This window comes from Pseudomonas argentinensis, assembly GCF_001839655.2.
Classification (GTDB): domain Bacteria; phylum Pseudomonadota; class Gammaproteobacteria; order Pseudomonadales; family Pseudomonadaceae; genus Aquipseudomonas; species Aquipseudomonas argentinensis_B.
The window spans coordinates 1,089,321-1,114,052 of record NZ_CP056087.1; the positions used below are offsets into that span (position 1 = coordinate 1,089,321).

Here is a 24,732-nt window from a genome sequence, read left to right on the forward strand (position 1 = left end):
TTACTTCCTCAGCTGTTTGGCGTTGGCGAACAGCGAAGCCATGGCGGCGTTGGCCGGAGCCGGTTTGTCCTGGCCGGAGTGACGCTCGCTGCGCGGCGCCTGGCCACCCTTGCCGCCACCCTGTCGGGCGCCACCACGAGGGCCTTCGACCTTCTCGCCCGGGGTGTCGCTCATGCGCATCGACAGGGCGATGCGGTTGCGTGGGATGTCCACTTCCATGACCTTGACCTTGACCACGTCGCCGGCCTTGACCGCCTCGTGCGGGTCCTTGATGAATTTCTCGGACAGCGCCGAGATATGCACCAGGCCGTCCTGGTGCACGCCGATATCGACGAAGGCGCCGAAGTTGGTCACGTTGGTCACCACGCCTTCGAGGATCATCCCCAACTCGAGGTCCTTGAGGGTTTCCACGCCTTCCTGGAACTCGGCGGTCTTGAACTCGGGTCGCGGGTCGCGGCCGGGTTTTTCCAACTCGCTGAGAATGTCGCCGACGGTCACCTGGCCGAAGGTTTCGTCGGTGAATTTCTTCGGATCCAGGCGTTTGAGGAAGCCCGTGTCGCCGATCAGCGAGCGGATGTCGCGGCCGGTGTCGGCGGCGATGCGCTGTACCAGGGGGTAGGTTTCCGGGTGCACCGCGGAGGCATCCAGCGGGTTGTCGCCATTCATCACGCGCAGGAAGCCGGCGGCCTGCTCGAAGGTCTTGTCGCCCAGGCGCGGAACCTTCTTCAGGGCATCACGGGTCTTGAAGGCGCCGTGGGCGTCGCGGTGGGCGACGATGTTCTGCGCCAGGGTCGCGTTGAGGCCGGAAATACGCGCGAGCAGGGCGCTGGAGGCGGTGTTGACGTCCACGCCCACGGCGTTCACGCAGTCTTCCACCACGGCGTCCAGGCTGCGCGCCAGCTTGAGCTGGGACACATCGTGCTGGTACTGGCCCACGCCGATGGATTTCGGGTCGATCTTCACCAGTTCGGCCAGCGGGTCCTGCAGGCGACGGGCGATGCTTACCGCGCCGCGCAGCGACACGTCGAGGTCAGGGAATTCCCTGGCCGCCAGTTCCGAGGCCGAGTACACCGAGGCGCCGGCTTCGCTGACCATGATCTTGGTCATCTTCAGGCCCGGGTACTTCTTGATCAGCTCGATGGCCAGCTTGTCGGTCTCGCGGCTGGCGGTGCCGTTGCCGATGGCGATCAGGTCGACGCCGTGCTTGGCGCACAGCTTGGCCAGCACGTTGAGGGTGCCGTCCCAGTCGTTGCGCGGGGCGTGCGGGTAGACGGTGGCGGTATCGAGCAGCTTGCCGGTGGCGTCGACCACCGCCACCTTGCAGCCGGTGCGTAGGCCTGGGTCGAGGCCCAGGGTCGCGCGCGGGCCGGCCGGCGCGGCGAGCAGCAGGTCGTGCAGGTTGCGGGCGAATACGCTGATCGCCTCGTCTTCCGCGCCTTCGCGCAGCTCGCCGAGCAGGTCGGTTTCCAGGTGGGTATAGAGCTTGACCTTCCAGGTCCAGCGCACCACTTCGGCCAGCCATCTGTCGGCGGCGCGGCCCTGGTTGGCGATGCCGAAGCGCTCGGCGATCATGCCCTCGCACGGGTGCAGGGTGCCGGGTAGCTCCTCACCGACCTTGAGGCTGGCAGTGAGGATGCCCTCGTTGCGGCCCCGGAAGATCGCCAGGGCACGGTGCGACGGTGCGCCCTTGAGCTTCTCGTCATGCTCGAAGTAGTCGCGGAACTTGGCGCCTTCGTTTTCCTTGCCGGCGACCACCCGGGCGCTCAGGGTGGCATTGTCCTTGAGGAAGCTGCGCAGGCTGCTGAGCAGGCTGGCGTCCTCGGCGAAGCGCTCCATGAGGATGTACTTGGCGCCTTCGAGCACTGCCTTGGTATCGGCGAAGCCTTTCTCGGCATCGATAAAGCGCGCCGCTTCGCTCTCCGGCGTCAGGCTCGGATCATTGAACAGCGCGTCGGCCAGCTCGCCAAGGCCCGCTTCCAGGGCGATCTGGCCCTTGGTGCGGCGCTTCTGCTTGTAGGGCAGATACAGGTCTTCGAGGCGGGTCTTGGTATCGGCGAGGTTGATTTCGCGGCTCAGCTCGGGGGTCAGCTTGCCCTGTTCCTCGATGCTGGCCAGGATGCTGGCGCGGCGATCGTCGAGTTCACGCAGGTAGCGCAGGCGCTCTTCCAGGTTGCGCAGCTGGGTATCGTCGAGGCTGCCGGTGACTTCCTTGCGGTAACGGGCGATGAACGGCACGGTGGAGCCTTCGTCGAGCAGGGCGACGGCGGCGGCGACCTGTTGGGGGCGCACGCCCAGTTCTTCGGCGATACGGTTGTTGATGCTGAGCATAGAAAGAAGAATCCACCTTGAAACGACTAAAACCGGCCTCGCTCATGATGAGCCGGACGATAAAACGGCACATTATAGCCACGCAAAGCTGCGCTCAGGCCATCCGTCTTTGACCGCCGTCAGACCGTGAATCAGGCGGAAGTGCGCCAATTGCGGCGAAAAATCTGCTAACAATGGACATGGCATGGTCCATACGGCCTCTGAGCCATAATGCCGCCGTTCAGCCGGGCGCATCGCGCCGCGGACTCTCGTTCAAGGAGCCTCTATGAGCAGCACTGCAGTACAACCGGTCGAAGGCGAGAAGATCCTGATTGTCGATGACGACGCCCGCCTGCGTCGTCTGCTCGAACGGTTCTTCGACGAGCAGGGCTATCGCGTGCGAGCAGTGGAGAACGTCGAGCAGATGGACCGCCTGCTGTCGCGCGAACTGTTCAACCTGGTGGTGCTCGACCTGATGCTGCCCGGCGAGGATGGCATGAGTGCCTGCCGTCGCCTGCGCGCCGCCAACAACCAGGTGCCGATCATCATGCTGACCGCCAAGGGCGACGAGGGCAGCCGCATCCAGGGTCTGGAAATCGGCGCCGACGACTACCTGGCCAAGCCCTTCAACCCCCGCGAACTGCTGGCCCGTATCAAGGCCGTGCTGCGCCGCCAGGCGCCGGTGGTGCCGGGCGCCCCGGGCAGCGAGGACGAGAGCGTCACCTTTGGTGAGTACGAGCTGTCCCTGGCCACCCGCGAGCTGAAGAAGGGCGACGAGGTGCACATGCTCACCACCGGTGAGTTCGCGGTACTCAAGGCGCTGGTGCAGCACGCCCGCGAGCCGCTGACCCGCGACAAGCTGATGAACCTGGCCCGTGGCCGGGAGTGGGATGCCCTGGAGCGCTCCATCGACGTGCAGATCTCCCGCCTGCGCCGGCTGATCGAGCCGGATCCGTCCAAGCCGCGCTATATCCAGACCGTCTGGGGCGTGGGGTATGTGTTCGTGCCGGATGGCAACAAGTAACAGGCCGGTGAGAAACGACCTGCGTTGCCACCGCGGCGTTGAGAACAGGCGAAAAAGGCTCATGTACGACTCGTACACTCCGCTCCTTCGCCTATCCTCGTCTTGTCCTGGCTTGCCTCGGCTCGGGCTCTCTGCTTCGCTCTACCTCCTGCATCCGTGCAGTCGTCGCCTAGGTTTCTCAATGGCCTGTAAGCCAATAAAGCGTATGAGGGCTGGAGACCGAACCCAGCCCTCGTTCGTTAAGCCTTCCGCCTTCAGCGTTCTGCCCCGGCACCTGTTCCTATGAAAGCTCCACTCTGGTTTCCGCAAAGCTTCTTCTCGCGCACCCTCTGGCTGGTGCTGATCGTCGTGCTGTTCTCCAAGGCGCTGACCCTCGTCTACCTGATGATGAACGAGGACGTACTGGTGGACCGTCAGTACAGCCACGGCGCCGCACTGACCTTGCGCGCCTACTGGGCGGCGAACCCCGAGGACCGCGGCAATATCGCCGAGGCTGCCGGTCTCAAGCGGGTGACCCGTGCCGAAGTGCCGGCCAGCGAGGAGCACTGGCCCTATAGCGAGATCTTCCAGCGGCAGATGCAGTCCGAGCTGGGACCGGAAACCGAAACCCGGGTCCGCGCCAAGAGCCCGCCAGCCCTCTGGGTCCATGCGCCGACCCTTGGCGAGGACTGGGTTCGCGTGCCGCTCTACCCGCACCCGTTGCGTGGCCAGCGGATCTGGAGCGTGCTGGGCTGGTTCCTGGGCATCGGCCTGTTGTCCACGGCAGCGGCATGGATCTTCGTGCGCCAGCTCAGCGCGCCGCTCAAACGCCTGGTGATCGCCGCCCGCCAGTTCGGCCAGGGCCGCAGCGTGCGGCTACCGGTCGGTGACACGCCGAGCGAAATGGCCGAGGTGTACCGCGCGTTCAACCAGATGGCCGAGGACGTCGAGCAGGCCGGGCGTGAGCGTGAGCTGATGCTGGCCGGGGTGTCCCATGACTTGCGTACGCCGCTTACCCGATTGCGGCTGTCGCTGGAGTTTCTCGACCATGATTCGGAGCTGACCGACGACATGGTGCGCGACATCGAGGACATGGACGCCATCCTCGACCAGTTCCTGGCCTTTATCCGCGACGGTCGCGACGAGCCCGTCGAGGAGCTGGTGCTGCCCGAGCTGATTCGCGAGGTGGTCGCCCCCTACAACCAGAAGAGCGAACAGGTGCGCCTGTTCCTCGAAGCGGTGCCGGCCTTTCCGCTGCGTCGGGTGTCGATCAAGCGGCTGATCGTCAACCTCATCGAGAACGCCCTGCGCTATGGCGGCAGCCCGGTGGAGATCGTCCTGTCGGTGGCCGCTGACCACAGTGCGCCCTACGTGGTGCTCAGCGTGATGGACCGAGGCGCCGGTATCGACCCGAGCGAGCTGAGCAGTATCGTCAACCCTTTCATCCGTGGCGACAGCGCTCGCGGTGGCAAGGGCGCCGGCCTGGGCCTGGCCATCGTCAAGCGCATCGCCTCGCTGCATGGCGGCAGCGTGGAGCTGCGCAACCGTACCGGCGGAGGCCTGGAAGCCCGTATCTGCCTGCCTCTGGGCTTGCTGCTGCCACGCGACGCGGCCTGATTCTCGGCTAGGCTGTTAACTCGATGCAGGCACCTGTACAGCCCTGACGGGCTGCTTCATGCTGTGCTGGCATAGCGATATGAGGTTCGTATGCCCCGCACTGCCGAGCGCTTGCCGTTCTGGACCTGGTGGTTGCCGCTACCGGTGTTCCAGCTGGCGACCCAGCTGTCGCTGACCACCCAGGTCGAGAGCGGGCTGGGCGTCCTCTATCTGCCGTTCGCCCTCGGCCTGGTGCTGGTGCTCTGGTGGGGGCCACGCGTGCTGCTAGCGCTCTATGCCAACGCGCTGCTCTCCACGCCGCTATGGGGGCTGGACTGGCACCAGGCGCCCCTGCATGCGCTCCCGGAAACCCTCGGCGTCGCCTGCTGTTACCTGCTGTTGCGCTGGCGCCCGTTCGATGCCGCCCTGCCGGACATCAGCCACGTGCTGCGCTTCATCCTGCTGGGCGTTCTGCTACCGGTGGCGCTGACCAGCCTGCTGTTGATCGGCTGCCGCGTGTTCCTCGGCGAGCTGACGATGGCGCAGTTGCCACAGCTGGTGCTGACCCTGTGGCTGGTCGACAGCCTGAGCTCACTGGTGATCGCCATCGCCCTGCTGACCTACCTCAGCCCCATGCTGCGCCGCCGTGGCTGGCTGGTGCCGGCCGAGGGCATCGCGGTGCCCCTGCTGCAGGTGCCGATGGCCTTGCGCACCTTGCCGTCGCGCTACGCGCTGCTGCCGGTGCTGGTGTGCCTGCCGCTGTTGCTGGAGCTGCTGCCGGCAACCCTGAAGATGCCGGCCGCGGGCCTGGTCATGCTGGGGCTGGCACTGGTCTGGGGCTTTTCCGGCGCGGTGTGCGGGGCGGCGGTCAGCGCCCTGGCCACCCTGGGGCTGCCGTGGGGCCAGGTGCTGACGGTCAGCAGCTGGATCGAACCGCAGCGTCTGGAGCTGCACGTCGGCATCCTGCTGTTCGTGGTGGCGGCGCTGCTGATCGGCCGCAGTCTCACCGATCTGCGCCTGGCCCTGGTGCATAGCGCGGCGGTGCAACGTCAGCTGACCCTGGCGCATTCGGCACTGGATGCCAGCCCGCTGGGCGTATTGATCGCCGACGCGCGGCAGGCGCAGCTGCCACTGATTTACTGCAACCCGGCCTTCGAGCAGATCACCGGGCGCCAAGCGGACGCCACGCTCGGGGCGAGCCTGCTCGAGCTGCTGCGTGGCGAGAAACGCCACGAAGGCCTGCATGTCCTGGAAACCGCCATCCGCCGTGAGGTGCCCGGCAATGCCGTACTGCGCCTGCAGCGCCAGGATGGTGAGGCCTTCTGGGGCGAAGTGATTCTGGCGCCGATGCGCGACGAGGAGGGCGTCAGCCACTTCATCGTCATGCAGCAGGACGTCAGCGCCCGTGAGCAACTGGCCCAGGACATGGTGCGTCAGCGCGAAACCCTGCAGCAGCAGAGCCACCTGTTCACCCAGACGGAAAACATCGCCGACCTGGGCGGCTGGTCCCTGAACATGCGCGACATGAGCATGTACTGGAGCGCCGGCTGCTTCGCCATCTACGAGCTGGATCCGAAAAGTGGCGCGCCGTCCTTCGAGGAGTCGCTGAGCCAGTTCGATGCCGCCGGCCGCGAGCTGATCGGCCGCACCCTGCAGAAGATCTACAAGGGCGAGGACCAGTTCGATATCGAGGTGCGCGCCACCACCGCCAGGGGCCGCACGCGCTGGGTGAGGTTGCTCGGGGTCGCCGAGCGCGACGGCGGCGAGCTGGTGCGCATCTACGGCGCCGCCCAGGACATCACCGCCCGGCGGCGCACCGAGCAGCAGTTGCGCGAGCGCGACGACCGCCTGCGCCTGTTCTTCGAGGCGCCGCTGATCGGCATGGCGTTGATCACCCCGACCTTCGGCTGGTCGGAGGTCAACCTCAAACTGTGCAGCATCCTCGGCCTGAGTCGTGAGCAGTTGCTCGAGTCCAGCTGGGCCGGCATCAGTTGCGCGGATGACCTGGAAGCCGAGCAACCGCTGCTCGACGAGGTGCTGGCCGGCAGCCGCGAGGGCTTCGAGCGCGACCGCAACTTCCTGCGCGCCGATGGCAGCCGGGTGCCGACACGGCTCAACCTGCGCGCGGTGCGGCGCAACGATGGCGGGGTCAGCCTGTTTCTGGTGCTGGTCGAGGACATCAGTGCGCGCTTCGAGGCAGAAGCCCGCTACCGGACCGTCGTCGAGCATGCGCCGGAGGCAATCATGCTGTACAGCGAGGAGGGCGGCATGGTCGATTTCAACGGCAACGCCCTGCGCCTGTTCGGCTATCGCCGCGAGGAGCTGCTCCATCGCCGGCCCTTCGAGCTGAGCCCGCAGTTGCAAGCCGACGGCAGGCCGTCGTCCGAGGCCGCCAAGCACTACCTCAAGGCCGCTCTGGCGGGTGAAGTGCCGGTGTTCGAATGGCTGCACTGCGACAGCAACGGCCGGGAATTCCCGTGCGAGGTGCGCCTGGTGCGCTTGCCGGGCGAGCCGATCTTGATTCGCTGCAGCGTGACGGACATTTCCGAGCGCCAGCGCTATCAGCGCGAGATCGAGCGCCTGGCCTACAGCGACGAACTGACCGGCCTGCCCAATCGTCGGCTGATGCTCGACCGCCTGCAGCACGCCATGGATCGCGAGATTCGCCAGGGCAGCCTGGGCGCGCTGCTGTTCATCGACCTCGACCATTTCAAGACGGTCAACGACAGCCTTGGCCATCTGGTCGGCGACAGCCTGCTGCGTGATGTCACCGCGCGCCTGGAGGCACAGCTGCGCAACGAAGACACCCTGGCGCGCATGGGCGGCGACGAGTTCGTGGTGCTGCTCGAGGGGCTCGACGCCAATGCCCAGTTGGCGGGCGAGCAGGCGGCGATGGTCGGCGAGCGCCTGCTCAAGAGCCTGGAGCGGCCTTGCGTGGTCGATGGCCACGAGCTGTCGATAAGTGCCAGCATCGGCATCGCCCTGCATCCATTTGGCGAGCAGAACGCCTCCGATGTGCTCAAGCAGGCGGATACCGCCATGTACCGCGCCAAGCAGGCCGGGCGCAACGCTCTGCACTTCTTCGCCCCGGAGATGCAGGCGGCCATTGACCAGCGCCTGCAGCTGCAGGGCGAGCTGCGCCAGGCGATTGCCCGCGACCAGCTGTATCTGGTATTCCAGCCGCAGCTGCAACTGGGCGATGGTCAGCTGATCGGTGCCGAGGTACTGGTGCGCTGGGCGCACCCGGAGAAGGGTGAAATCCTGCCGGGCCAGTTCATCCCGCTGGCCGAGGAAACCGGTTTGATCCAGGACATCGGCAGCTGGGTACTGGAGCGGGCATGCGCCACGCTGCAGGGCTGGTTGCCGCAATACCCCGGCGTGGTGCTGGCGGTGAACCTCAGCCCGCGGGAGCTGCGCAGCCGCGAGTGCGTCGAGCGGGTGCGCGGCTGCCTGGAGCGCCACGGCGTGCCGGCCACGGCGCTGGAGCTGGAACTCACCGAGGGCGTGCTGCTCGAGGACGTCGAGCAATGCATCGCCAACATGGGGGCGCTCAAGGCCCTTGGCGTGCGATTCTCGATCGACGACTTCGGCACCGGCTATTCCTCCCTGACCTACCTCAAGCGGCTGCCGCTGGACCGCCTGAAGATCGACCGCAGCTTCACCCAGGACCTGGGCGCCGGTGGCAATGGCAACAACGTCCTGCTGGTGGAAACCATCCTGATGATCGCCCGCAACCTGGGCCTGGAATGCGTGGCCGAGGGCATCGAAACGCCGGAGCAGCTCGAGCACCTGAAAAAACTGGGATGCGAGGTGGGCCAGGGCTACCTGCTTGGCAGGCCGATGATCGAGGCGGATTTTCTCGAGCGCCTGGCCCGGCCCCCCCCTTCCTGAGGCGTCACCAGCTCAGCGTATCGCCTTGCAAGCGCGCCTGGCGGCCGTAAGGCCAGGCGAAGTTGGCGTCGCCATGGCCGCTGGGCAGCTCGCCGTAGAGCGGAATATCGAAGGGCGCCAGGTACTCGCCGATGATGTCCTCGAGGCTGTGCTGCACGCCGCGCCGCGGGCAGTCGGTGAAACTGCCCAGGCACACTGCGGCCGGGCGGCGCTCGGCGAAGCTCTCGAACAGCTGCCAGAAGCTGCGCTCCAGGCGGTAGTAAGGCTCGCCGACGTCCTCGAGAATCAGGATGGCATCCTTCGGCAGCTGCACGCTGGCGACGGTGCCGCAGCCGCTGGCCAGGGCGGTGAGGTTGCCGCCGAGCAGCGGGCCGCTCACCGCCGTTTGCGGGCCGCTGAGATGGCGCACCGGCAACGAGTGGCTGTGGCCCTGCAGCAGATCCCACAGCGAGCGCATCGACGCCAGCCGCTCGCGTTGGCCGGCCGGCGCGGCCAGGGCCTGCAGGCCGAGGGCGGTGGCCACCGGGCCGTGGATGCCGGGCAGCTCATGGCGGGCGAAGGCGTCGAGCAGGATCGACAGGTCGGAGTAGCCGATAAGCGGGCGCGGGCTGGCATTCTGCAGCCGCGTCCAGTCGATGCCCGGCAACAGTTGCGCACTGCCGTAGCCGCCGCGCAGGCACCAGACGGCGTCGATGTCCGGCAGGCTGAAGGCTTCGTGCAGGTCGGCCAGGCGCTGCGCCGGCGTGCCCGCTAGGTAGCGATGACGGGCGCGCACGTGGCGGCCCAGGTGGTAATCGATGCCTTGCACCTCGAGCTGCGCCAGGGTGGCCTCGAAGATCTCGTCGGCGATGGCCGAGGCGGGGGCGATCAGGGCCAGGCGGCCCTTGAAGGCTGTGCTCATCCTTTACCCTTGGTGCGTGTCAGGTTGGGGCCGCCGTTCTTTTCCAGGTAGCCGATGATCATCCCGGCGACGTCCTTGCCGGTGGTCACTTCGATGCCTTCCAGGCCCGGCGAGGAGTTCACCTCCATTACCAGCGGGCCGTGGTTGGAGCGCAGGATGTCGACGCCGGCCACCGACAGGCCCATCACCTTGGCGGCGCGGATGGCGGTCATGCGTTCTTCCGGGGTGATCTTGATCAGGCTGGCGGTGCCGCCGCGGTGCAGGTTGGAACGGAACTCGCCGGGCTTGGCCTGGCGCTTCATCGCCGCGATGACCTTGTCGCCGACCACGAAGCAGCGGATGTCGGCGCCGCCGGCTTCCTTGATGTATTCCTGCACCATGATGTTCTGCTTGAGGCCCATGAAGGCCTCGATCACCGACTCGGCGGCCTTTTCGGTTTCACAGAGCACCACGCCGATGCCCTGGGTGCCTTCCAGCACCTTGATCACCAGCGGTGCGCCGTTGACCATCTGGATCAGGTCGGGAATGTCGTCCGGCGAGTGGGCGAAGCCGGTCACCGGCAGGCCGATACCGCGCCGCGAGAGCAGCTGCAGCGAGCGCAGCTTGTCCCTCGAGCGGGCGATGGCCACCGATTCGTTGAGCGGCACCACGCCCATCATCTCGAACTGGCGCAGCACCGCGCAGCCATAGAAGGTCACCGAGGCACCGATGCGCGGGATCACCGCGTCGAAGCCCTCCAGGGGCTTGCCACGGTAGTGGATCTGCGGCTTGTGGCTGGCGATGTTCATGTAGGCGCGCAGGGTGTCGATCACCACCATTTCATGGCCGCGCTGCTGCCCGGCTTCGACCAGACGACGCGTGGAATACAGGCGCGGATTGCGCGACAGCACAGCGATTTTCATTGGGCACCGGTCGGGTCGGGAAGCACGGGTTTGTCTTGCACGTAAGTGAGCGCCGGGTTGACCACCAGTTGGCCGTCGACCAGCGCTTTGGAGCCGAGCAGCATGCGATAGCGCATGGTCTTGCGGCTGGCCAGGGTGAACTCCACCGGCCACTGCAGATCACCCAGCATCAGGCTGGTACGGATCACGTAGCGGCTCTGGGCCTGGCCATTGGAACTCTTGATGGTCTTCAGCGCCACCAGGCGCGCCTCGCAGCGATGGCGGCGCTGCACCTGGGTGCCGATATAGGCAGTGAAGCGCACCCAGCGTTCGCCGTCACGCTCGAACGGCTGGATGTCGCTGGCATGCAGGCTCGAGGTGCTGGCGCCGGTGTCGATCTTGGCGCGCAGGCCGACGATGCCCAGCTCCGGCAGGTTCACCCACTCGCGCAGGCCGATCACGTTGAGGTGGTCGAATGTCTTCAAGGAAGCTGTCCGTATCTACAGGGTCGCGCATCTGGCGCGCATGGTACTGAAAATCCGCAGTGCTGCATCGCTGTCAGTGGGTGATCGGCGCCGATGCCCACGCCGTATCGGTTACACCGGGCAACCCTCTGAACTGCGGCTTGGCGAACAGGTAACCCTGCATCAGGTCGATGCCGCTGGCGGCGAGGAAGTCCCGCTCGCCCGGCGTCTCGATCCCTTCGGCGATCACCGTTACACCCAGATCGTTACATATGCCGAGGATGCCGCGCACGATGGCCTGGCGGGCGTTGTCCCTGTCGACGTTGCGAATCAGCGCCATGTCCAGCTTGATCAGGTCGGGCTGGAAATCGGCCAGCAGGTTGAGACCGGAATGGCCGGCGCCGAAGTCGTCGATGGCGGTCTTGAAGCCGAACTCCTGGTACTGGCGCAGGATGTTGGTCAGGTGCTTGCTGTCGGCCATATGGTCGCTTTCCAGGGTCTCGAAGATCAGCCGGTCGAGCGGAAAATCGTGCTGGCGCGCCGCTTCCAGGGTGCTGCGGATGCACAGTTCGGGGCGGTACACGGCATTGGGTAGAAAGTTGATCGACAGGTAGCTGGCCATGCCCAGTTGCTTGGCTTCGGCAATCGCCTGGGTGCGGCAGCGCTGATCGAAGCGGTAGCGGTTGTCGTCGTTGACGCGCTCAAGCACCGATAGCGCACCTTCACCCGCCGGCCCGCGCACCAGTGCCTCGTGGGCGAACACCTGGCGGGTGCGGATGTCGATGATCGGCTGGAAGGCGAAATTGAAGGCGAAATCCAGCTCGGTGCTGCCCTGGCAGCCACGGCATTTTTCGGGGTGGACGAGATCGCTGGGAAAGTGGGTCACCGCTGCTCCAGAATGAGGATCGCTCGGGCTTGCATGCATCGGACAATGCGCACAGGCTGGAGTGTGGAAAGAATTGCAATGAGTGAGGTAAGGGTGGCAAAGCAGGATGCCGATGACAAGGTAAGGTTAGACAAGTGGCTGTGGGCCGCGCGCTTCTACAAGACCCGCGCACTGGCCAAGGCGGCGATCGAGGGCGGCAAGGTGCACTGCCGGGGCGAGCGCTGCAAGCCGGGCAAGGAGCCCAGGGTTGGCGAGGAGTATGTGATTCGCACCGGCTTCGACGAGCGGACCGTGGTGGTGCAGGCGCTGTCGGTGGTGCGTCGCGGGGCCCCCGAGGCGCAGACCCTGTACGCCGAGACCGGTGAGAGCATCGTGCGCCGCGAGAAGGCGGCCGAGCAGCGCAAGGCCGGAGCCCTGGGCGTGCAGACCGAAGGGCGGCCGAGCAAGAAGCAGCGCCGGCAGTTGTTCTACCTGCGCGGCGGCTCGGGAGAATGGGTGGAGTAGGGCTGCCCGTCGTGGGGCAGCCCAGTGCTGGTCAGCGTCCGCTGACCACCGCGAAGGCGCCGATCACCGGCAGCCGCGCCAGGGCGCTCATCAAGGGTGCCGTCGCCCGCTCGAGGGCGGCGCTGGCGCGGTAGGCCAGGGGCGTGTAGCAGCTCCAGGCGATGCCCAGCACGCTGAGCAGCACACCGCCGACGAAGGCGTCCGCGCCCCAGTGGGCGCCGGCGACCAGGCGCGGCAGCATGCCGATCACCGCCACCGTCCACACCAGCAGGCGGCGCCAGCCGTTGACGAAGAAGCTGCAGAACATCGCCCAGATCATCAGCACCGAGGCGTGGTCGCCGGGGAAGCTGCGGCTGGCGCTGTCCTTGAGGTCCCAGCGCTCTTCCCAGGCCGGGAACATCTCGGTCAGCCGTGCACTGCCTTCGATCTGTAACGAGGGGCTCGCATGCTGCCAGCCCATGTATTCGACCAGGTCGGAAAAGCCCACGCGCATCAGCAGCATGACGATCAGCGCCAGCAGAAACGCATAGAGCCCGATGCGCACCTGGCTGGCCGGAAAGATCAGCCCGGCGCGCAGCATGATCGCCAGCATCACCATACCGACGCCGGCATCCACCGGGCGCATGCTGCCGATGGCCCAGATATGCGCCCACAGGCCAGCGGCGTGCACCGGGTCGTTGAGCAGGTGGAACAGCCACAGGTCGAACTGATTCCAGTACAGGCGGGTGACCGGCCACAGCCAACTGGCGAACAGCAGGCCGATGAGCAGGTGGCTGATGAACAGGGCGCGTGGGCGCCATTGGGCACTGAGAGCGGGATGCATGATGGCGGCTCGAAGAAAACCGCCGATTCTAGGCAGGCAGCGAGCCCGGCTGGCCCCTATCGGCGCTTCGTTCAGTCGGCGTTCAGCTGCTGCACGCCAGCCGTTCTTCGCCTGCGGCTTGGTCGGCGCCGCGTTTGCGCCTAAAATTGCCGGCCCCCAGTCCAGTGGGTGCGCCCCTGGCCTGTCTAGCATCCCTCAGCAGGCGACCCGTTATGTCCGACTTCACCCAACGCTTTATTTTCGACGACACCGATGTGCGCGGTGAACTGGTGGGGCTGTCCGGCAGCTATCAGCAGGTGCTGGCCAAGCACGATTATCCGCGCCCGGTGGCGCAACTGCTCGGTGAGCTGCTGGCCGCTGCCTCGCTGCTGGTCGGTACCCTGAAGTTCGATGGCCTGCTGGTGCTGCAGGTGCGCTCCGAAGGCCCGGTGCCGTTGTTGATGGTGGAGTGCTCCAGCGACGGTGACGTGCGGGGCATCGCCCGTTACGACGCCGAGCGCATCGCCGAGGGTGACGGCCTGCGTCAGCTGATGCCCGAGGGCGTGCTGGCGATGACCGTCGATCCCAAGCAGGGCCAGCGTTACCAGGGCATCGTGTCGCTGGACGGCGCCACCCTGGCCGACTCTCTGACCAACTATTTCGCCACCTCCGAGCAGTTGGCCACGCGTTTCTGGCTGTGCGCCGACGGCCTGCGCGCCCGCGGCCTGCTGCTCCAGCAACTGCCACCCGATCGCCTGACCGACGACGAGGAGCGCGCCGCCAGCTGGGAGCATCTGGTGACCCTCGCCGACACCCTGCAGAACGAGGAATTGCTGGGCCTGGACAACGAGACCCTGTTGCACCGCCTGTACCATCAGGAGACGGTTCGCCTGTTCGAGCCGCGTGGCATTCGCTTCCGTTGTAGTTGCTCGCGTGAACGCTCGGCCAAAGCGCTGGTCAGTTTAGGGCGGCCCGATGCCGAGCTGCTGCTCAGCGAGCATCACGGCCGCGTGGAAATCGACTGTCAGTTCTGCAACGAACGCTACGGCTTCGATGCCGCCGACATCGCTCAGCTGTTCGCTGGCGGAGGCAGTCAGCAGCCCTCCGACACCCGTCACTGAGGGCTGCCAGCAACGCGCAGGCTGTTCTGATTGGGGGCTGCACCCGCGGCCCGCTTTTCTGGCATAATCCGCGCACTTTTTTAGCTGTAGTCCTGCTCTTTGCATGACTACAAACGTTTGGAAGACTCGGCCGTTCGGCCGACGGGGACTCACATGACGCAAGCCAACAACGCTGTGTACACCGACATCAGCACTGCCCAACTGGTCGAAGAAGCCCTTCGTCGCGGTGAAGGCGAACTGGCGTCCACCGGTGCTCTGGTTGTACGCACCGGCCACCGTACCGGGCGTTCTCCGGTCGACCGCTTCATCGTCGACGAGCCGAGCACTTCGGCCGACATCGGCTGGGGCCCGATCAACCGCAAGTTTCCAGCCGACAAGTTCGATGCGCTGTGGGAGCGCGTCCAGGCGTTCTCCGATGCCCAGGACAGCTTCGTTTCCCACGTTCATGTAGGTTCCGCCGAAGCTCACTACCTGCCCGTCAAGATGACCACTGCCACCGCCTGGCAGAACCTCTTCGGCCGTCAGCTGTTCATCGAGCCGAGCCAGTACAACCCGTCCGGCAAGCAGGAGTGGCAGGTTCTCAACGTCGCCAACTTCGAATGCGTGCCTGAGCGCGACGGCACCAACTCCGACGGCTGCGTGATCATCAACTTCGCCCAGAAGAAGGTGCTGATCGCCGGCATGCGTTACGCCGGTGAGATGAAGAAAGCCATGTTCAGCGTGCAGAACTTCCTGCTGCCGGCCGCCGACGTGCTGCCGATGCACTGCGCCGCCAACATCGGCGAAGAAGGCGACGTGACCCTGTTCTTCGGCCTGTCCGGTACCGGCAAGACCACCCTGTCCGCCGATGAAAGCCGTTACCTGATCGGTGACGACGAGCACGGCTGGGGCGAGGGCGTGGTGTTCAACATCGAGGGCGGTTGCTATGCCAAGTGCATCGACCTGTCCGAGAAGAACGAGCCGGTGATCTGGAAGGCCATCAAGTTCGGCACCGTGCTGGAAAACGTGGTGCTCGACGAGCAGCGCAAGCCGGATTACACCGACGACAGCCTGACCCAGAACAGCCGCGCCGCCTACCCGCTGGAGTTCGTCGAGAAGCGCAGCGAGAAGAACCTCGGTGGCGAGCCGAATGCGGTGATCTTCCTGACCTGCGACCTGACCGGCGTACTGCCGCCGGTGTCGATCCTCAACAACGAGCAGGCCGCCTACCACTTCCTGTCCGGCTACACCGCCCTGGTCGGTTCCACCGAAATGGGTTCGGGCAGCGGCATCAAGTCGACCTTCTCCACCTGCTTCGGCGCGCCGTTCTTCCCGCGTCCGGCCGGTGTCTACGCCGAGCTGCTGATCAAGCGCATCCAGGCCTTCGGCTCCAAGGTCTACCTGGTCAACACCGGCTGGACCGGGGGTGGCTACGGCGTCGGCAAGCGTTTCAACATCCCGACCACCCGTGGCGTCATCGCCGCGATCCAGAGCGGTGCGCTGATCGGCGCCGAGACCGAGCACCTGCCAATCATCAACCTGGATGTACCGAAGTCGGTACCGGGCGTCGAGACCAACCTGCTCAACCCACGCAACACCTGGGCTGACCAGAGCGCCTACGACGAGGCCGCCAAAGGCCTGGCCAAGCTGTTCATCGACAACTTCACCAAGTTCGAAGTGAGCGATGCCATCAAGAGCGCCGGCCCGCAGCTGTAAGCTGACCTGTGCTTGCTGACAGAGCCGCCTTCGGGCGGCTTTGTCATTTATGGTGCAACACTTCTCGCAGTCCCCGGGTGGCTGTGCGCTGTGAAATGCATGCCACACAGGTTACGGTTATTGGCCATTCAGCGGTCAACGGAGTGACAGCCCATGTCCACCCTCAAACGTGTCTTCGGTTTCGATCAACTGCGCCCCGGCCAGGACGCGGTGATCAGCGCCGTGCTCGCCGGTCGTTCGGCAGCGGCGATCTTTCCCACCGGCTCGGGCAAGTCCCTGTGTTACCAGCTGCCGGCCCTGCACCTGCCCAATCTGACCCTGGTGGTGTCGCCGCTCCTGGCGTTGATGCAGGATCAGCTGGCCTTTCTGCACCGCCACGGCATCAGCGCGGCCAGCATCGATTCGGCGCAGAGCCGCGAACAGGTCAGCGAGACCATGACCAAGGCCAAGGCCGGTGAGCTGAAGATCCTGATGATCTCGGTCGAGCGCCTGAAGAACGAGCGTTTTCGCAACTTTATCAGTGAGGTGCCGATTTCCCTGCTGGTGGTCGACGAAGCCCACTGCATTTCCGAGTGGGGTCATAACTTCCGCCCGGATTACCTGAAGCTGCCGGACTACCAGCGCCAGTTCGGCATCTCTCAGGTGCTGCTGCTCACCGCCACGGCGACGCCGCCGGTGATCAAGGACATGCAGAAGAAGTTCGCCATCGCCGCCGGCGATGTGGTCACCACCGGCTTCTACCGCCCGAACCTCAATCTGCTGGTCGAGCCGGTGGCTGGCCGCGACAAGCAGCGGCGCCTCGAGCAGTGGCTGGGCGCCAAGCAGGGCGAGCCGAGCATCGTCTACGTCACCCAGCAGAAGACCGCCGAGCAGGTCGCCGAACAACTGAGCCAGCGGGGCCTGTCCGTCAGCGCCTACCATGCCGGCATGGGCCACGAGCTGCGCGAGGCGATCCAGCGCCGCTTCATGGCCGGTGAGCTGAGCTGCATCGTCGCCACCATCGCCTTTGGCATGGGCATCGACAAGCGTGACATCCGCAACGTGGTGCATTTCGATCTGCCCAAGTCGGTGGAAAACTACAGTCAGGAGATCGGCCGTGCCGGCCGTGATGGCGAGGCCTCCGACTGCCTGGTGCTGGCCAACCGCGACAGCCTCAACGTGCTGGAAAACTTCGTGTACGGCGACACGCCGGAGCTAAGCGGCATCGTCCGGGTGCTCGAGGAGATTCGCGGCAACAGCCAGGGCGGCCAGTGGCAAATGACCGTCAATGCGCTGAGCGATCACAGCAACATCCGCGCGCTGCCGCTCAAGACCCTGCTGGTGCAGCTGGAGCTGCGCGGCATCATCGCGCCGCGCTACGCCTATTTCGCCGAGTACCGCTTCAAGTACCTGGTCGAGCCGGAAGCGCTGCTGGCGCGCTTCGAGGGTGAGCGGCGGCAGTTCCTCGAGGCCATCTTCAATGCTTCCACCCGGGCCCGCACCTGGTGCACCGTGGATTTCGACGCGCTCTACAGCGGGCATCAGGCGCCGCGCGCCCGGGTGGTCAAGGCGCTGGACTACCTGCAGGAGCGCGGTTGGATCGAGCTGGAAAGCAAGCAGATGACCGACGTCTACACCGTGCTGCAGGCGGACTTCGACGCGCAAGCGCTGGCCGGCGAGCTGCACGCCTATTTCGTCGCCCAGGAGGGCAGCGAGATCCGCCGTATCCAGGCCATGCTCGCGTTGTTCGCCGGTGAGCAGTGCCTGAGTCATCGCCTGGCCCGCTATTTTGGCGACGAGCAGGCGCCCCAGCAATGCGGACACTGCTCGGTGTGCCGCGGCCAGATCGCCCAGTTGCCCGAACCGCCGGCGCTGCCGCCCCTGGCGGAGCACGACCGCAATGCCTTGTGCACGCCATTCATCGCCGCCCACCAAGCTGCACGAGGCGGCGAATGGCCCGGTAACGAATGCCTGGCACGCTTTCTCTGCGGCCTCGGCTCGCCACTGTTCACCCGCCTCAAGGCGCGGCAGATCAAGGGTTTCGCTGCGCTGGAGGATTATCCCTACGGCGAGATTCGTGCCTGGCTGGGCAACGCCTGACGGGGCGCGACTGAGGTAGGCGTCGCGCAGTGGGCCATACTGCACGGTTTCGAGCCCCGGAACCCACGCCATGACCCTTTCCCTGCCCCAGCGCCTGGCCCGCGCCCTTAATGCGCAGCCCGGCGAGCTGATCGCCGCCCTGGCCGGTTTCGCGTTGTTCTTCTGCCTGTTCAGCGGCTACTTCATGCTGCGGCCGATTCGCGAGTCGATGGGCATCCAGGCCGGGGTGGATAACCTGCAATGGCTGTTCACCGCGACCTTCGTGGTCATGCTGCTGGCGGTGCCGCTGTTCGCCTGGCTCAATTCGCGGGTGCCGCGCATCCGGTTCATCGACTGGGTCTACGGCTTCTTCTGCCTCAACCTGCTGGGCTTCGCCCTGGCGTTCAGCCTGATGGCCGACAGCCTGTGGTTGGCGCGGACGTTCTACGTGTGGATTTCGGTCTACAACCTGTTCGTGGTGTCGGTGGCCTGGAGCCTGATGGCCGATGTATTCGACGCTCCCCAGGCCAAGCGGCTGTTCGCCTTTATCGCCGCGGGCGCCAGCGTCGGTGGGCTGACCGGCCCGGCGCTGAGCGCGTTGCTGGTCGGCAGCATCGGTGCCAGCGGCCTGGCGCTGTTGGCGGCGCTGTTGCTGGCCGCTGCCCTGGCGCTCAAGCATTACCTGATGCTCTGGCGAGAGCGGGCCGGTGCCGGGCGACCGGGGGCCAGCCTGACGGAGAGTCCACGACGCCCGGTGGCGGGCAATCCGTTCAGCGGCATGACCCGGGTATTCACCTCGTCCTACCTGCTGGGCATCTGCGCCTTCGTCATCCTGCTCGCCACGGTCACCACCTTTCTGTATTTCGAGCAGGCACGGCTGGTGGCCGAGCTGTTCCCTGATCGCGACGAACAGGTACGGGTATTCGGGCTGATCGATTTCGTGGTGCAGGCCGGCGCGCTGCTGGCCCAGCTGTTCATCACCGGTCGTGTGGCTCAGCGCCTCGGCGTGCGCAGCCTGCTGGCAGCGGTGCCGATGCTGATGGGCGTGGGCTTTCTGGCCCTGGCCCTGGCGCCGACCTTCGCGGTGCTGGCCGGCTTGATGATCGTGCGGCGCATCGGCGAATACGCCTTCGTGCGGCCGGGCCGGGAGATGCTCTTCGCGCCGCTGGATGCCGAGAGCAAGTACAAGGCCAAGAACTTCATCGACACCGTGGTCTACCGCGGCGGTGATGCGCTCAGCGGCTGGGCCAAGAGCCTGATCGACCTGCTTGGCTACGGCGTGGCATTGATCGCGGTGGTCGGGGCACTCTGCGCGGCGCTCTGGGGGCTGTTGGGCTGGTACCTGGGCGGCCGGGCGGATAGGGGCGAAACCGGTACACCGGTGGCCGAGCGCGAGGTGCCGGTCAGGCGCTGATCAGCGTGCGCGCCTCGCTGAAGCAGGCTTCGGCCAGGGGCGAGCGAGGCGCGCCGCGGCGCATGATCAGGCCCAGCGGCGCCAGGGTGTGGGCGTCCTCGATGGGCGTGAGGATCAGCTCGTTGGTGAACTCGGCCAGGCCGTTGCGCAGCGGCATGATCGAACAGCACAGCCCGGCGCTGACCGCCTGCAGCAGCTGGTGAACGGCATCGGTTTCCAGCTTGGGCAGGGGCGTCAGGCCCCGAGAGCGGAAGCTGTGGTCGATCGACTGGCGAAAGTGCATGCCGGCCGACAGCAGGCCCAGGGGCAGGTCGATCAGGCTTTCCCAGCGCAGGGTGGTTTCGCTGAACTGGAAATGCCTGCGGTCGTACAGCAGGCCCATGCGCGTGGCGGCCAGTTCCAGGCTGTCGAAATGTTCGCGGTCCAGGCGATCCAGGTAGGACAGGCCTAGGTCCAACTGGTTGCTGCCCAGGCGCTCGAGAATCTGGTCGCTGCTCAGGGCGAACAGCTGAAAGCGCAGCCCCGGGTGCTGCTCGGCGAACAGGCGCACCAGCTCCATCGGGTCGAAGCCGGACAGCGGCACCACGCCCAGGCGCAGGGTGCCAACCAGTTGGCCGCGGCAGGCGGCGGCCTCGGCGTACAGGCCGTCGTGGGCGGCCATCAGGCTGCGTGCCCAGGCCAGCACGCGCTCGCCTTCGGCGGTAAAGCCTTCGAAGCGCTGACCGCGGCGTACCAGTTCCAGACCCAGCTCGTTTTCCAGGTTGCGCAGGCGCATCGACAGCGTCGGCTGGGTGACGTGGCAGCGCGCCGCGGCCTGGCCGAAATGGCGGGTTTCGTCGAGGGCGATCAGAAACTTGAGCTGCTTGATATCCATGGGCGCTCTATCCGGGGAGTGGGCGGTGCCGGGGCGGCGCGGCCGTGCGTGAAAGGTCGACGGAGCCTGGCAGCGGCATCAGGAGACGACGGTATCGTCCTGGGCCTGGGTATGGCGCTCGGCCACCCAATATTCGATCAGGTCGCGCAGCTGCGAGAGCTCCACCGGCTTGGCCATGTGGCCGTCCATGCCGGCCTGGCGGGCGCGCTCCTTGTGTTCGCTGAGAATGTGCGCAGTCAGTGCGACCACCGGCGTACGCGGGCGGCGCTCGGCGATCTCCCAGGCACGCAGCTGCTCGGTGGCGGAAAAGCCGTCCATCACCGGCATCTCGCAATCCATCAGCACCAGGTCGTAGCGCTGGGCCTTCATGGCGTTCAGGGCTTCCTCGCCATTGCTCGCCGTATCGGGCTGCAGGTTGAGCTTGCCGAGCATGCCGCGGATCACCTTGGTGGAGATGCTGTTGTCCTCGGCCACCAGAATGCGGAAGTCCTCGGGCACCTCCAGGGTCGCCGGGCTGGCCTGGGCGGGGGCGTCCGGGCCGCGCTGGCGCTGGGCGAGCTCGTCGGCCAGGGTGGCCTTGAGGGTGTAGCCGGCCACCGGCTTGGCGAGGATGCGCTTGATGCCGGCGTTGCGCGCGATGATCTTGCTCGGGGCATGGCTGATGCCGGTGAGCATGATGATCAGGATGTCGTTGTTGAGGCTCGGGTCTTCCTTGATCTTGGCGGCCAGCTGCATGCCGCTCATGCCCGGCATGTCCTGATCGAGCAGCACCACGTCGAAGTATTCGCGCATGTGCGCCCGGGTGCGCAGCAGCGCCAGCGCCTCCTTGCCCGAGGGTACGCTGCTGACGTTCATGCCCCAGGCGTTGCATTGCTGCAGTAGCACCTTGCGGCAGGTGTCGTTGTCGTCCACCACCAAGAGGCGGGTGCCTTGCAGGGTGCCATCGATATCGGTGCTCGGCTGCTGCAGGCGGGCGTCGTCCAGGGGCAGGGTCAGCCACAGGGTGGAGCCCTGGGTGCCGCCGCTCTGGATACCGAATTCGCCGCCCATCAGCAGAATCAGCTGGCGGGCGATGATCAGCCCCAGGCGGCTGCCCAGGCGGGTGGCCGAGAGGAAGTCGCGGCTCTGCAGCTCGGTGTTGAGCAGTGCGTCGCGCTCGCTGGCATTGAGCGGGTGGCCGCTGTCCTGCACGGCGAAGCGCAGGCGCGGCTGCTCGCCGCTGGTGTCGAGGGCGACCACCAGCAGGATCTCGCCCTCGCTGGTCTGCTTGAAGGCATTGTCGAGCAGGCTGAGCAGGATCTGCCGCAGGCGCGTCGGGTCGCCACTGACGATGCGCGGCACCTGGGGCTGGATGAAGCTGATCAGCTCGATCTTCTGCAGCTCGGCCTTGGCGCGGAAGATGTCCAGGCAGTCCTCGGTCAGGGCGTTGAGGTCGAACTGCACGTCGTCCAGCTCGATCTGCCCGGACTCCAGCTTGGAAATGTCGAGAATCTCGTTGATCAGGTTGAGCAGCTCGTTACCCGAGCTGTGGATGGTCTGCACGTAATCGCGCTGCTTGGCCGACAGCGGCGTGCCGAGCAGCAGCTCGGTCATGCCCAGCACGCCGTTCATGGGGGTGCGGATCTCATGGCTGATCTTGGCCAGGAATTCGGCCTTGGCCCTGAGCTCGGCGTCGGTGGCGACCAGAGCGGTGCGCGCCCGCGACGCGGCGCGTTGCAGCTGGCGCTGGTGTTCGGCCAGGGCGGCGCTGAGCACCACGCCGCTCAGCGTGGCGATGGTGAACACGCCGATCACCAGCCAGCCCGGGTCGAGCTGGTCGAAGCCGAACAGGATCGGAATGAACAGGCCGAAGCCGACGTTGAACACCACCATGGCGACGACCAGCAGGCGCGCCGACTGGTAGCCGTTGTGCCAGTGCACGCCGCTGACCAGCAGCACCGCCAGGGTGCCCAGGAACACCAGCAGGTAGACCACCGCGCTGTACCAGAGCAGCCCGGTGATGAGGATGGTCAGGCCCAGCAGTGCCGTTACCAGGGCGTGCCCCTGCAGGATCAGATTGAGCTTGCTGCGCTGCATCGGCGTGTTGCGGAAGAAGCCGAGCACGAACGCCGACAGGCAGAACGCGGCGAGCAGCGCACTGGTGTCGGCGATCAGCGACTGGTTGTAGCCCAGTTGCGGCACCCAGGCCGCCAGCAGGCCGAGGTTGGCGGCTGCGCACACCGCCAGCCCGGCATGCAGCCCGGCCAGCCACAGGCTGCATGCCGAGCGGATGTAGGCGAAGCGGATCAGGTTGTAGACCACCACCAGCAACAGCGCGCCGAGCAGGGCACCGAACAGGTAGGCCGGCTTTTCCAGGCTGACCAGCTCGGCCTCGTCGATGACCTTGAACCAGGCCATCAGCGGGTGGTTGGAGGTCATCCGCACATAGACTTCCCGGGCCTGCCCGTCGTTGGGCAGCGACATCAGGTAGGCCCGCGAGGGCAGCGGCCGCGAGCTCATGGGCATCGATTCGCCGCTGTGCACGGTCTGTTCGATCAGCGACCCGTTGAGCAGGTAATAGTCGAGAAACTGCACCCGTGGGGCGAACAGCCATAGCCAGTAGGGGGCCTGGTGCTCGGGCACGTCGAAGCGCAGCCACACGGCTTTTTCACTGGGCGGGTAGGTGAAGGCGAGGTCGTCGAGGGGCAGGAATTGATTGCGCCGGCTGCGCACCTCGTCCAGGTCCAGCCGGGCGCTGTCGTCGACGAACACCGACCAGCCGGTGGCATAGGGAGCGACCACACGCGGCGCCGCCGTGCTCGACAGGCAGACGCCGGCCAGCAGCAGGCTGACGAGTAGACCTATGGCGATCCTGAGCCGTCGCACGTGGCAATCCCTTTTAGGTTATACGGCTGAATTATAGCCAGCCGAGGTGGCACAGACTATGAAACTGAAACCCTATCCTGACAGCCAGGCCGCCCGATCGAGCGGCTGCCTGCGGTATTGCCGATGGGCGGCATCGCGCGATGCCGCCCGTCGTGTTACATCAGTTGTCGCCGCGCTCGCGGGCGATCGCCCGGTAACCGATGTCGTTACGGTGGAACATACCCTTCCAGTGAATCTTCGCGGCCAGGCGATAGGCCTGCCGCTGGGCGTCCGCCACGCTGGCGCCGATGGCGGTGGCGCACAGCACGCGGCCGCCCGCGGTCACCACCTGGTCGTCCTGCAGGGCGGTACCGGCATGGAATACCTTGCCTTCGAGCTGCGCGGCGTCGTCCAGCCCTTCGATCACATCACCCTTGGCGTAGTCGCCCGGGTAGCCGCCGGCCGCCAGCACCACGCCCACGGTGGGACGTGGGTCCCAGGTCGCTTCGACCTTGTCCAGCGCCTTGGCCAGTGCGGCCTCGACCAGCAGCACCAAGGAGCTTTCCAGGCGCACCATGATCGGCTGGGTTTCCGGATCGCCGAAGCGGCAGTTGAACTCGATGACCTTAGGCGCGCCGGCCTTGTCGATCATCAGGCCGGCGTACAGGAATCCGGTGTAGACGTTGCCTTCGGCGGCCATGCCGCGCACGGTCGGATAGATCACTTCGTCCATCACCCGCTTGTGCACCTCGGCGGTCACCACCGGTGCCGGCGAGTAGGCGCCCATGCCGCCGGTATTCGGGCCGCTGTCGGCATCGCCAACGCGCTTGTGGTCCTGGCTGGTGGCCATCGGCAGCACGTTCTGGCCGTCGACCATGACGATGAAGCTGGCTTCCTCGCCATCGAGGAATTCTTCGATCACCACGCGCGAGCCGGCGTCACCGAAAGCATTGCCGGCGAGCATGTCGCGCACGGCGTCTTCGGCTTCCTGTAGGGTCATGGCGACGATCACGCCCTTACCCGCAGCCAGGCCGTCGGCCTTGATCACGATCGGCGCGCCTTTCTCACGCAGGTAGGCCAGGGCTGGCTCGACCTCGGTGAAGTTCTGGTAGTCGGCAGTGGGGATGTTCTGCCGGGCCAGGAAATCCTTGGTGAACGCCTTGGAGCCTTCCAGCTGAGCAGCGGCGGCGGTGGGACCGAAGATGTCCAGGTCGCGGGAACGGAACAGGTCGACCACGCCCTTCACCAGCGGCGCTTCGGGGCCGACGATGGTCAGCTGCACGTTCTGCTCGGCGAAATCGGCCAGTGCCTGGATATCCAGCACGTCGATGGCGACGTTTTCACACTTGGGCTCAAAGGCGGTGCCGGCGTTGCCGGGGGCGACGAAGACCTTGGCGATGCGCTTGTCCTGCGCCACTTTCCAGGCCAGGGCGTGTTCACGACCGCCGCTGCCGATGATCAATACGTTCATGTCTCTCTCCCAATGGAGGC

Annotated in this window: 17 protein-coding genes; 8 read left to right on the forward strand and 9 right to left on the reverse strand. The window is 66.1% G+C overall.

The window, feature by feature from the left end; all coding sequences use genetic code 11:
* Positions 1–2,328: a Tex family protein gene (locus SA190iCDA_RS04940; protein WP_070884628.1), complete on the reverse strand. Its 2,328-nt coding sequence runs from the start codon at positions 2,326–2,328 to the stop codon at positions 1–3.
* A gap of 265 nt (positions 2,329–2,593) precedes the next feature.
* On the opposite strand from SA190iCDA_RS04940, the gene ompR reads away from it, so the two are divergent.
* The 3 genes from ompR (at position 2,594) to SA190iCDA_RS04955 (ending at position 8,797) form a co-directional block, all read left to right on the forward strand.
* The gene (gene ompR, locus SA190iCDA_RS04945) at positions 2,594–3,331 is read left to right on the forward strand and encodes a two-component system response regulator OmpR (RefSeq protein WP_070884627.1); all 738 of its coding nucleotides are present in this window, start codon (positions 2,594–2,596) and stop codon (positions 3,329–3,331) included.
* Positions 3,332–3,613: 282 nt separating this feature from the next.
* Complete coding sequence (locus SA190iCDA_RS04950; protein WP_070884626.1) at positions 3,614–4,927, forward strand: ATP-binding protein; 1,314 nt, start codon at positions 3,614–3,616, stop codon at positions 4,925–4,927.
* A gap of 90 nt (positions 4,928–5,017) precedes the next feature.
* A complete protein-coding gene (locus SA190iCDA_RS04955; protein ID WP_070884625.1) occupies positions 5,018–8,797 on the forward strand; it encodes an EAL domain-containing protein in 3,780 nt (1,259 codons plus the stop codon).
* A gap of 4 nt (positions 8,798–8,801) precedes the next feature.
* On the opposite strand, the gene SA190iCDA_RS04960 is transcribed toward SA190iCDA_RS04955, so the two are convergent.
* The 4 genes from SA190iCDA_RS04960 to SA190iCDA_RS04975 form a co-directional block, all read right to left on the reverse strand.
* Positions 8,802–9,698, reverse strand: a complete 897-nt coding sequence (locus SA190iCDA_RS04960; protein WP_070884624.1) for a S66 peptidase family protein — start codon at positions 9,696–9,698, stop codon at positions 8,802–8,804.
* Positions 9,695–10,600 (reverse strand): 30S ribosomal protein S6--L-glutamate ligase, encoded by a 906-nt coding sequence (gene rimK, locus SA190iCDA_RS04965; protein WP_070884623.1) that lies wholly within the window; start codon positions 10,598–10,600, stop codon positions 9,695–9,697. The genes SA190iCDA_RS04960 and rimK overlap by 4 nt, the downstream gene beginning before the upstream one ends.
* Entirely contained in the window at positions 10,597–10,998 is a 402-nt protein-coding gene (locus SA190iCDA_RS04970; RefSeq protein ID WP_236101235.1) for an ATP-dependent zinc protease, read from the reverse strand. The genes rimK and SA190iCDA_RS04970 overlap by 4 nt, the downstream gene beginning before the upstream one ends.
* A gap of 139 nt (positions 10,999–11,137) precedes the next feature.
* Positions 11,138–11,929, reverse strand: a complete 792-nt coding sequence (locus tag SA190iCDA_RS04975; RefSeq protein ID WP_070884621.1) for an EAL domain-containing protein — start codon at positions 11,927–11,929, stop codon at positions 11,138–11,140.
* Between the two features lie 78 nt (positions 11,930–12,007).
* Here SA190iCDA_RS04975 and SA190iCDA_RS04980 point away from each other — a divergent pair, with 78 nt between their 5' ends.
* A complete protein-coding gene (locus SA190iCDA_RS04980; protein WP_070884620.1) occupies positions 12,008–12,433 on the forward strand; it encodes a S4 domain-containing protein in 426 nt (141 codons plus the stop codon).
* Positions 12,434–12,464: 31 nt separating this feature from the next.
* On the opposite strand, the gene SA190iCDA_RS04985 is transcribed toward SA190iCDA_RS04980, so the two are convergent.
* Entirely contained in the window at positions 12,465–13,256 is a 792-nt protein-coding gene (locus SA190iCDA_RS04985) for a phosphatase PAP2 family protein (protein ID WP_083329728.1), read from the reverse strand.
* A 212-nt stretch (positions 13,257–13,468) separates the two neighbouring features.
* On the opposite strand from SA190iCDA_RS04985, the gene hslO reads away from it, so the two are divergent.
* From hslO to SA190iCDA_RS05005, 4 genes are all read left to right on the forward strand, one after another.
* Positions 13,469–14,356 (forward strand): Hsp33 family molecular chaperone HslO, encoded by an 888-nt coding sequence (hslO, locus tag SA190iCDA_RS04990; protein WP_070884619.1) that lies wholly within the window; start codon positions 13,469–13,471, stop codon positions 14,354–14,356.
* Positions 14,357–14,509: 153 nt separating this feature from the next.
* Positions 14,510–16,051, forward strand: coding sequence for a phosphoenolpyruvate carboxykinase (locus SA190iCDA_RS04995; RefSeq protein WP_070884618.1), 1,542 nt, complete (start codon positions 14,510–14,512; stop codon positions 16,049–16,051).
* Between the two features lie 153 nt (positions 16,052–16,204).
* Complete coding sequence (locus SA190iCDA_RS05000) at positions 16,205–18,130, forward strand: RecQ family ATP-dependent DNA helicase (protein ID WP_070884617.1); 1,926 nt, start codon at positions 16,205–16,207, stop codon at positions 18,128–18,130.
* A gap of 70 nt (positions 18,131–18,200) precedes the next feature.
* On the forward strand, positions 18,201–19,523 hold the full coding sequence (locus tag SA190iCDA_RS05005; RefSeq protein ID WP_070884616.1) for an NTP/NDP exchange transporter: 1,323 nt from the start codon (positions 18,201–18,203) through the stop codon (positions 19,521–19,523).
* Here the strand turns inward: SA190iCDA_RS05005 and SA190iCDA_RS05010 are convergent.
* From SA190iCDA_RS05010 to purD, 3 genes are all read right to left on the reverse strand, one after another.
* A complete protein-coding gene (locus tag SA190iCDA_RS05010) occupies positions 19,513–20,397 on the reverse strand; it encodes a LysR family transcriptional regulator (RefSeq protein ID WP_070884615.1) in 885 nt (294 codons plus the stop codon). The genes SA190iCDA_RS05005 and SA190iCDA_RS05010 overlap by 11 nt on opposite strands.
* A gap of 78 nt (positions 20,398–20,475) precedes the next feature.
* On the reverse strand, positions 20,476–23,262 hold the full coding sequence (locus SA190iCDA_RS05015; protein ID WP_070884614.1) for a hybrid sensor histidine kinase/response regulator: 2,787 nt from the start codon (positions 23,260–23,262) through the stop codon (positions 20,476–20,478).
* A 160-nt stretch (positions 23,263–23,422) separates the two neighbouring features.
* Positions 23,423–24,712: a phosphoribosylamine--glycine ligase gene (gene purD / locus SA190iCDA_RS05020; RefSeq protein ID WP_070884613.1), complete on the reverse strand. Its 1,290-nt coding sequence runs from the start codon at positions 24,710–24,712 to the stop codon at positions 23,423–23,425.
* Positions 24,713–24,732 lie beyond the last annotated feature (20 nt).

What these genes read in the sequence shown, in the direction of transcription:
- SA190iCDA_RS04940 (WP_070884628.1), bottom strand. Translation starts at nt 2,328, where the DNA reads ATGCTCAGCATCAACAACCGTATCGCCGAAGAACTGGGCGTGCGCCCC.
- ompR (WP_070884627.1), top strand. Translation starts at nt 2,594, where the DNA reads ATGAGCAGCACTGCAGTACAACCGGTCGAAGGCGAGAAGATCCTGATT.
- SA190iCDA_RS04950 (WP_070884626.1), top strand. Translation starts at nt 3,614, where the DNA reads ATGAAAGCTCCACTCTGGTTTCCGCAAAGCTTCTTCTCGCGCACCCTC.
- SA190iCDA_RS04955 (WP_070884625.1), top strand. Translation starts at nt 5,018, where the DNA reads ATGCCCCGCACTGCCGAGCGCTTGCCGTTCTGGACCTGGTGGTTGCCG.
- SA190iCDA_RS04960 (WP_070884624.1), bottom strand. Translation starts at nt 9,698, where the DNA reads ATGAGCACAGCCTTCAAGGGCCGCCTGGCCCTGATCGCCCCCGCCTCG.
- rimK (WP_070884623.1), bottom strand. Translation starts at nt 10,600, where the DNA reads ATGAAAATCGCTGTGCTGTCGCGCAATCCGCGCCTGTATTCCACGCGT.
- SA190iCDA_RS04980 (WP_070884620.1), top strand. Translation starts at nt 12,008, where the DNA reads ATGAGTGAGGTAAGGGTGGCAAAGCAGGATGCCGATGACAAGGTAAGG.
- SA190iCDA_RS04985 (WP_083329728.1), bottom strand. Translation starts at nt 13,256, where the DNA reads ATGCATCCCGCTCTCAGTGCCCAATGGCGCCCACGCGCCCTGTTCATC.
- hslO (WP_070884619.1), top strand. Translation starts at nt 13,469, where the DNA reads ATGTCCGACTTCACCCAACGCTTTATTTTCGACGACACCGATGTGCGC.
- SA190iCDA_RS04995 (WP_070884618.1), top strand. Translation starts at nt 14,510, where the DNA reads ATGACGCAAGCCAACAACGCTGTGTACACCGACATCAGCACTGCCCAA.
- SA190iCDA_RS05000 (WP_070884617.1), top strand. Translation starts at nt 16,205, where the DNA reads ATGTCCACCCTCAAACGTGTCTTCGGTTTCGATCAACTGCGCCCCGGC.
- SA190iCDA_RS05005 (WP_070884616.1), top strand. Translation starts at nt 18,201, where the DNA reads ATGACCCTTTCCCTGCCCCAGCGCCTGGCCCGCGCCCTTAATGCGCAG.
- SA190iCDA_RS05010 (WP_070884615.1), bottom strand. Translation starts at nt 20,397, where the DNA reads ATGGATATCAAGCAGCTCAAGTTTCTGATCGCCCTCGACGAAACCCGC.
- purD (WP_070884613.1), bottom strand. Translation starts at nt 24,712, where the DNA reads ATGAACGTATTGATCATCGGCAGCGGCGGTCGTGAACACGCCCTGGCC.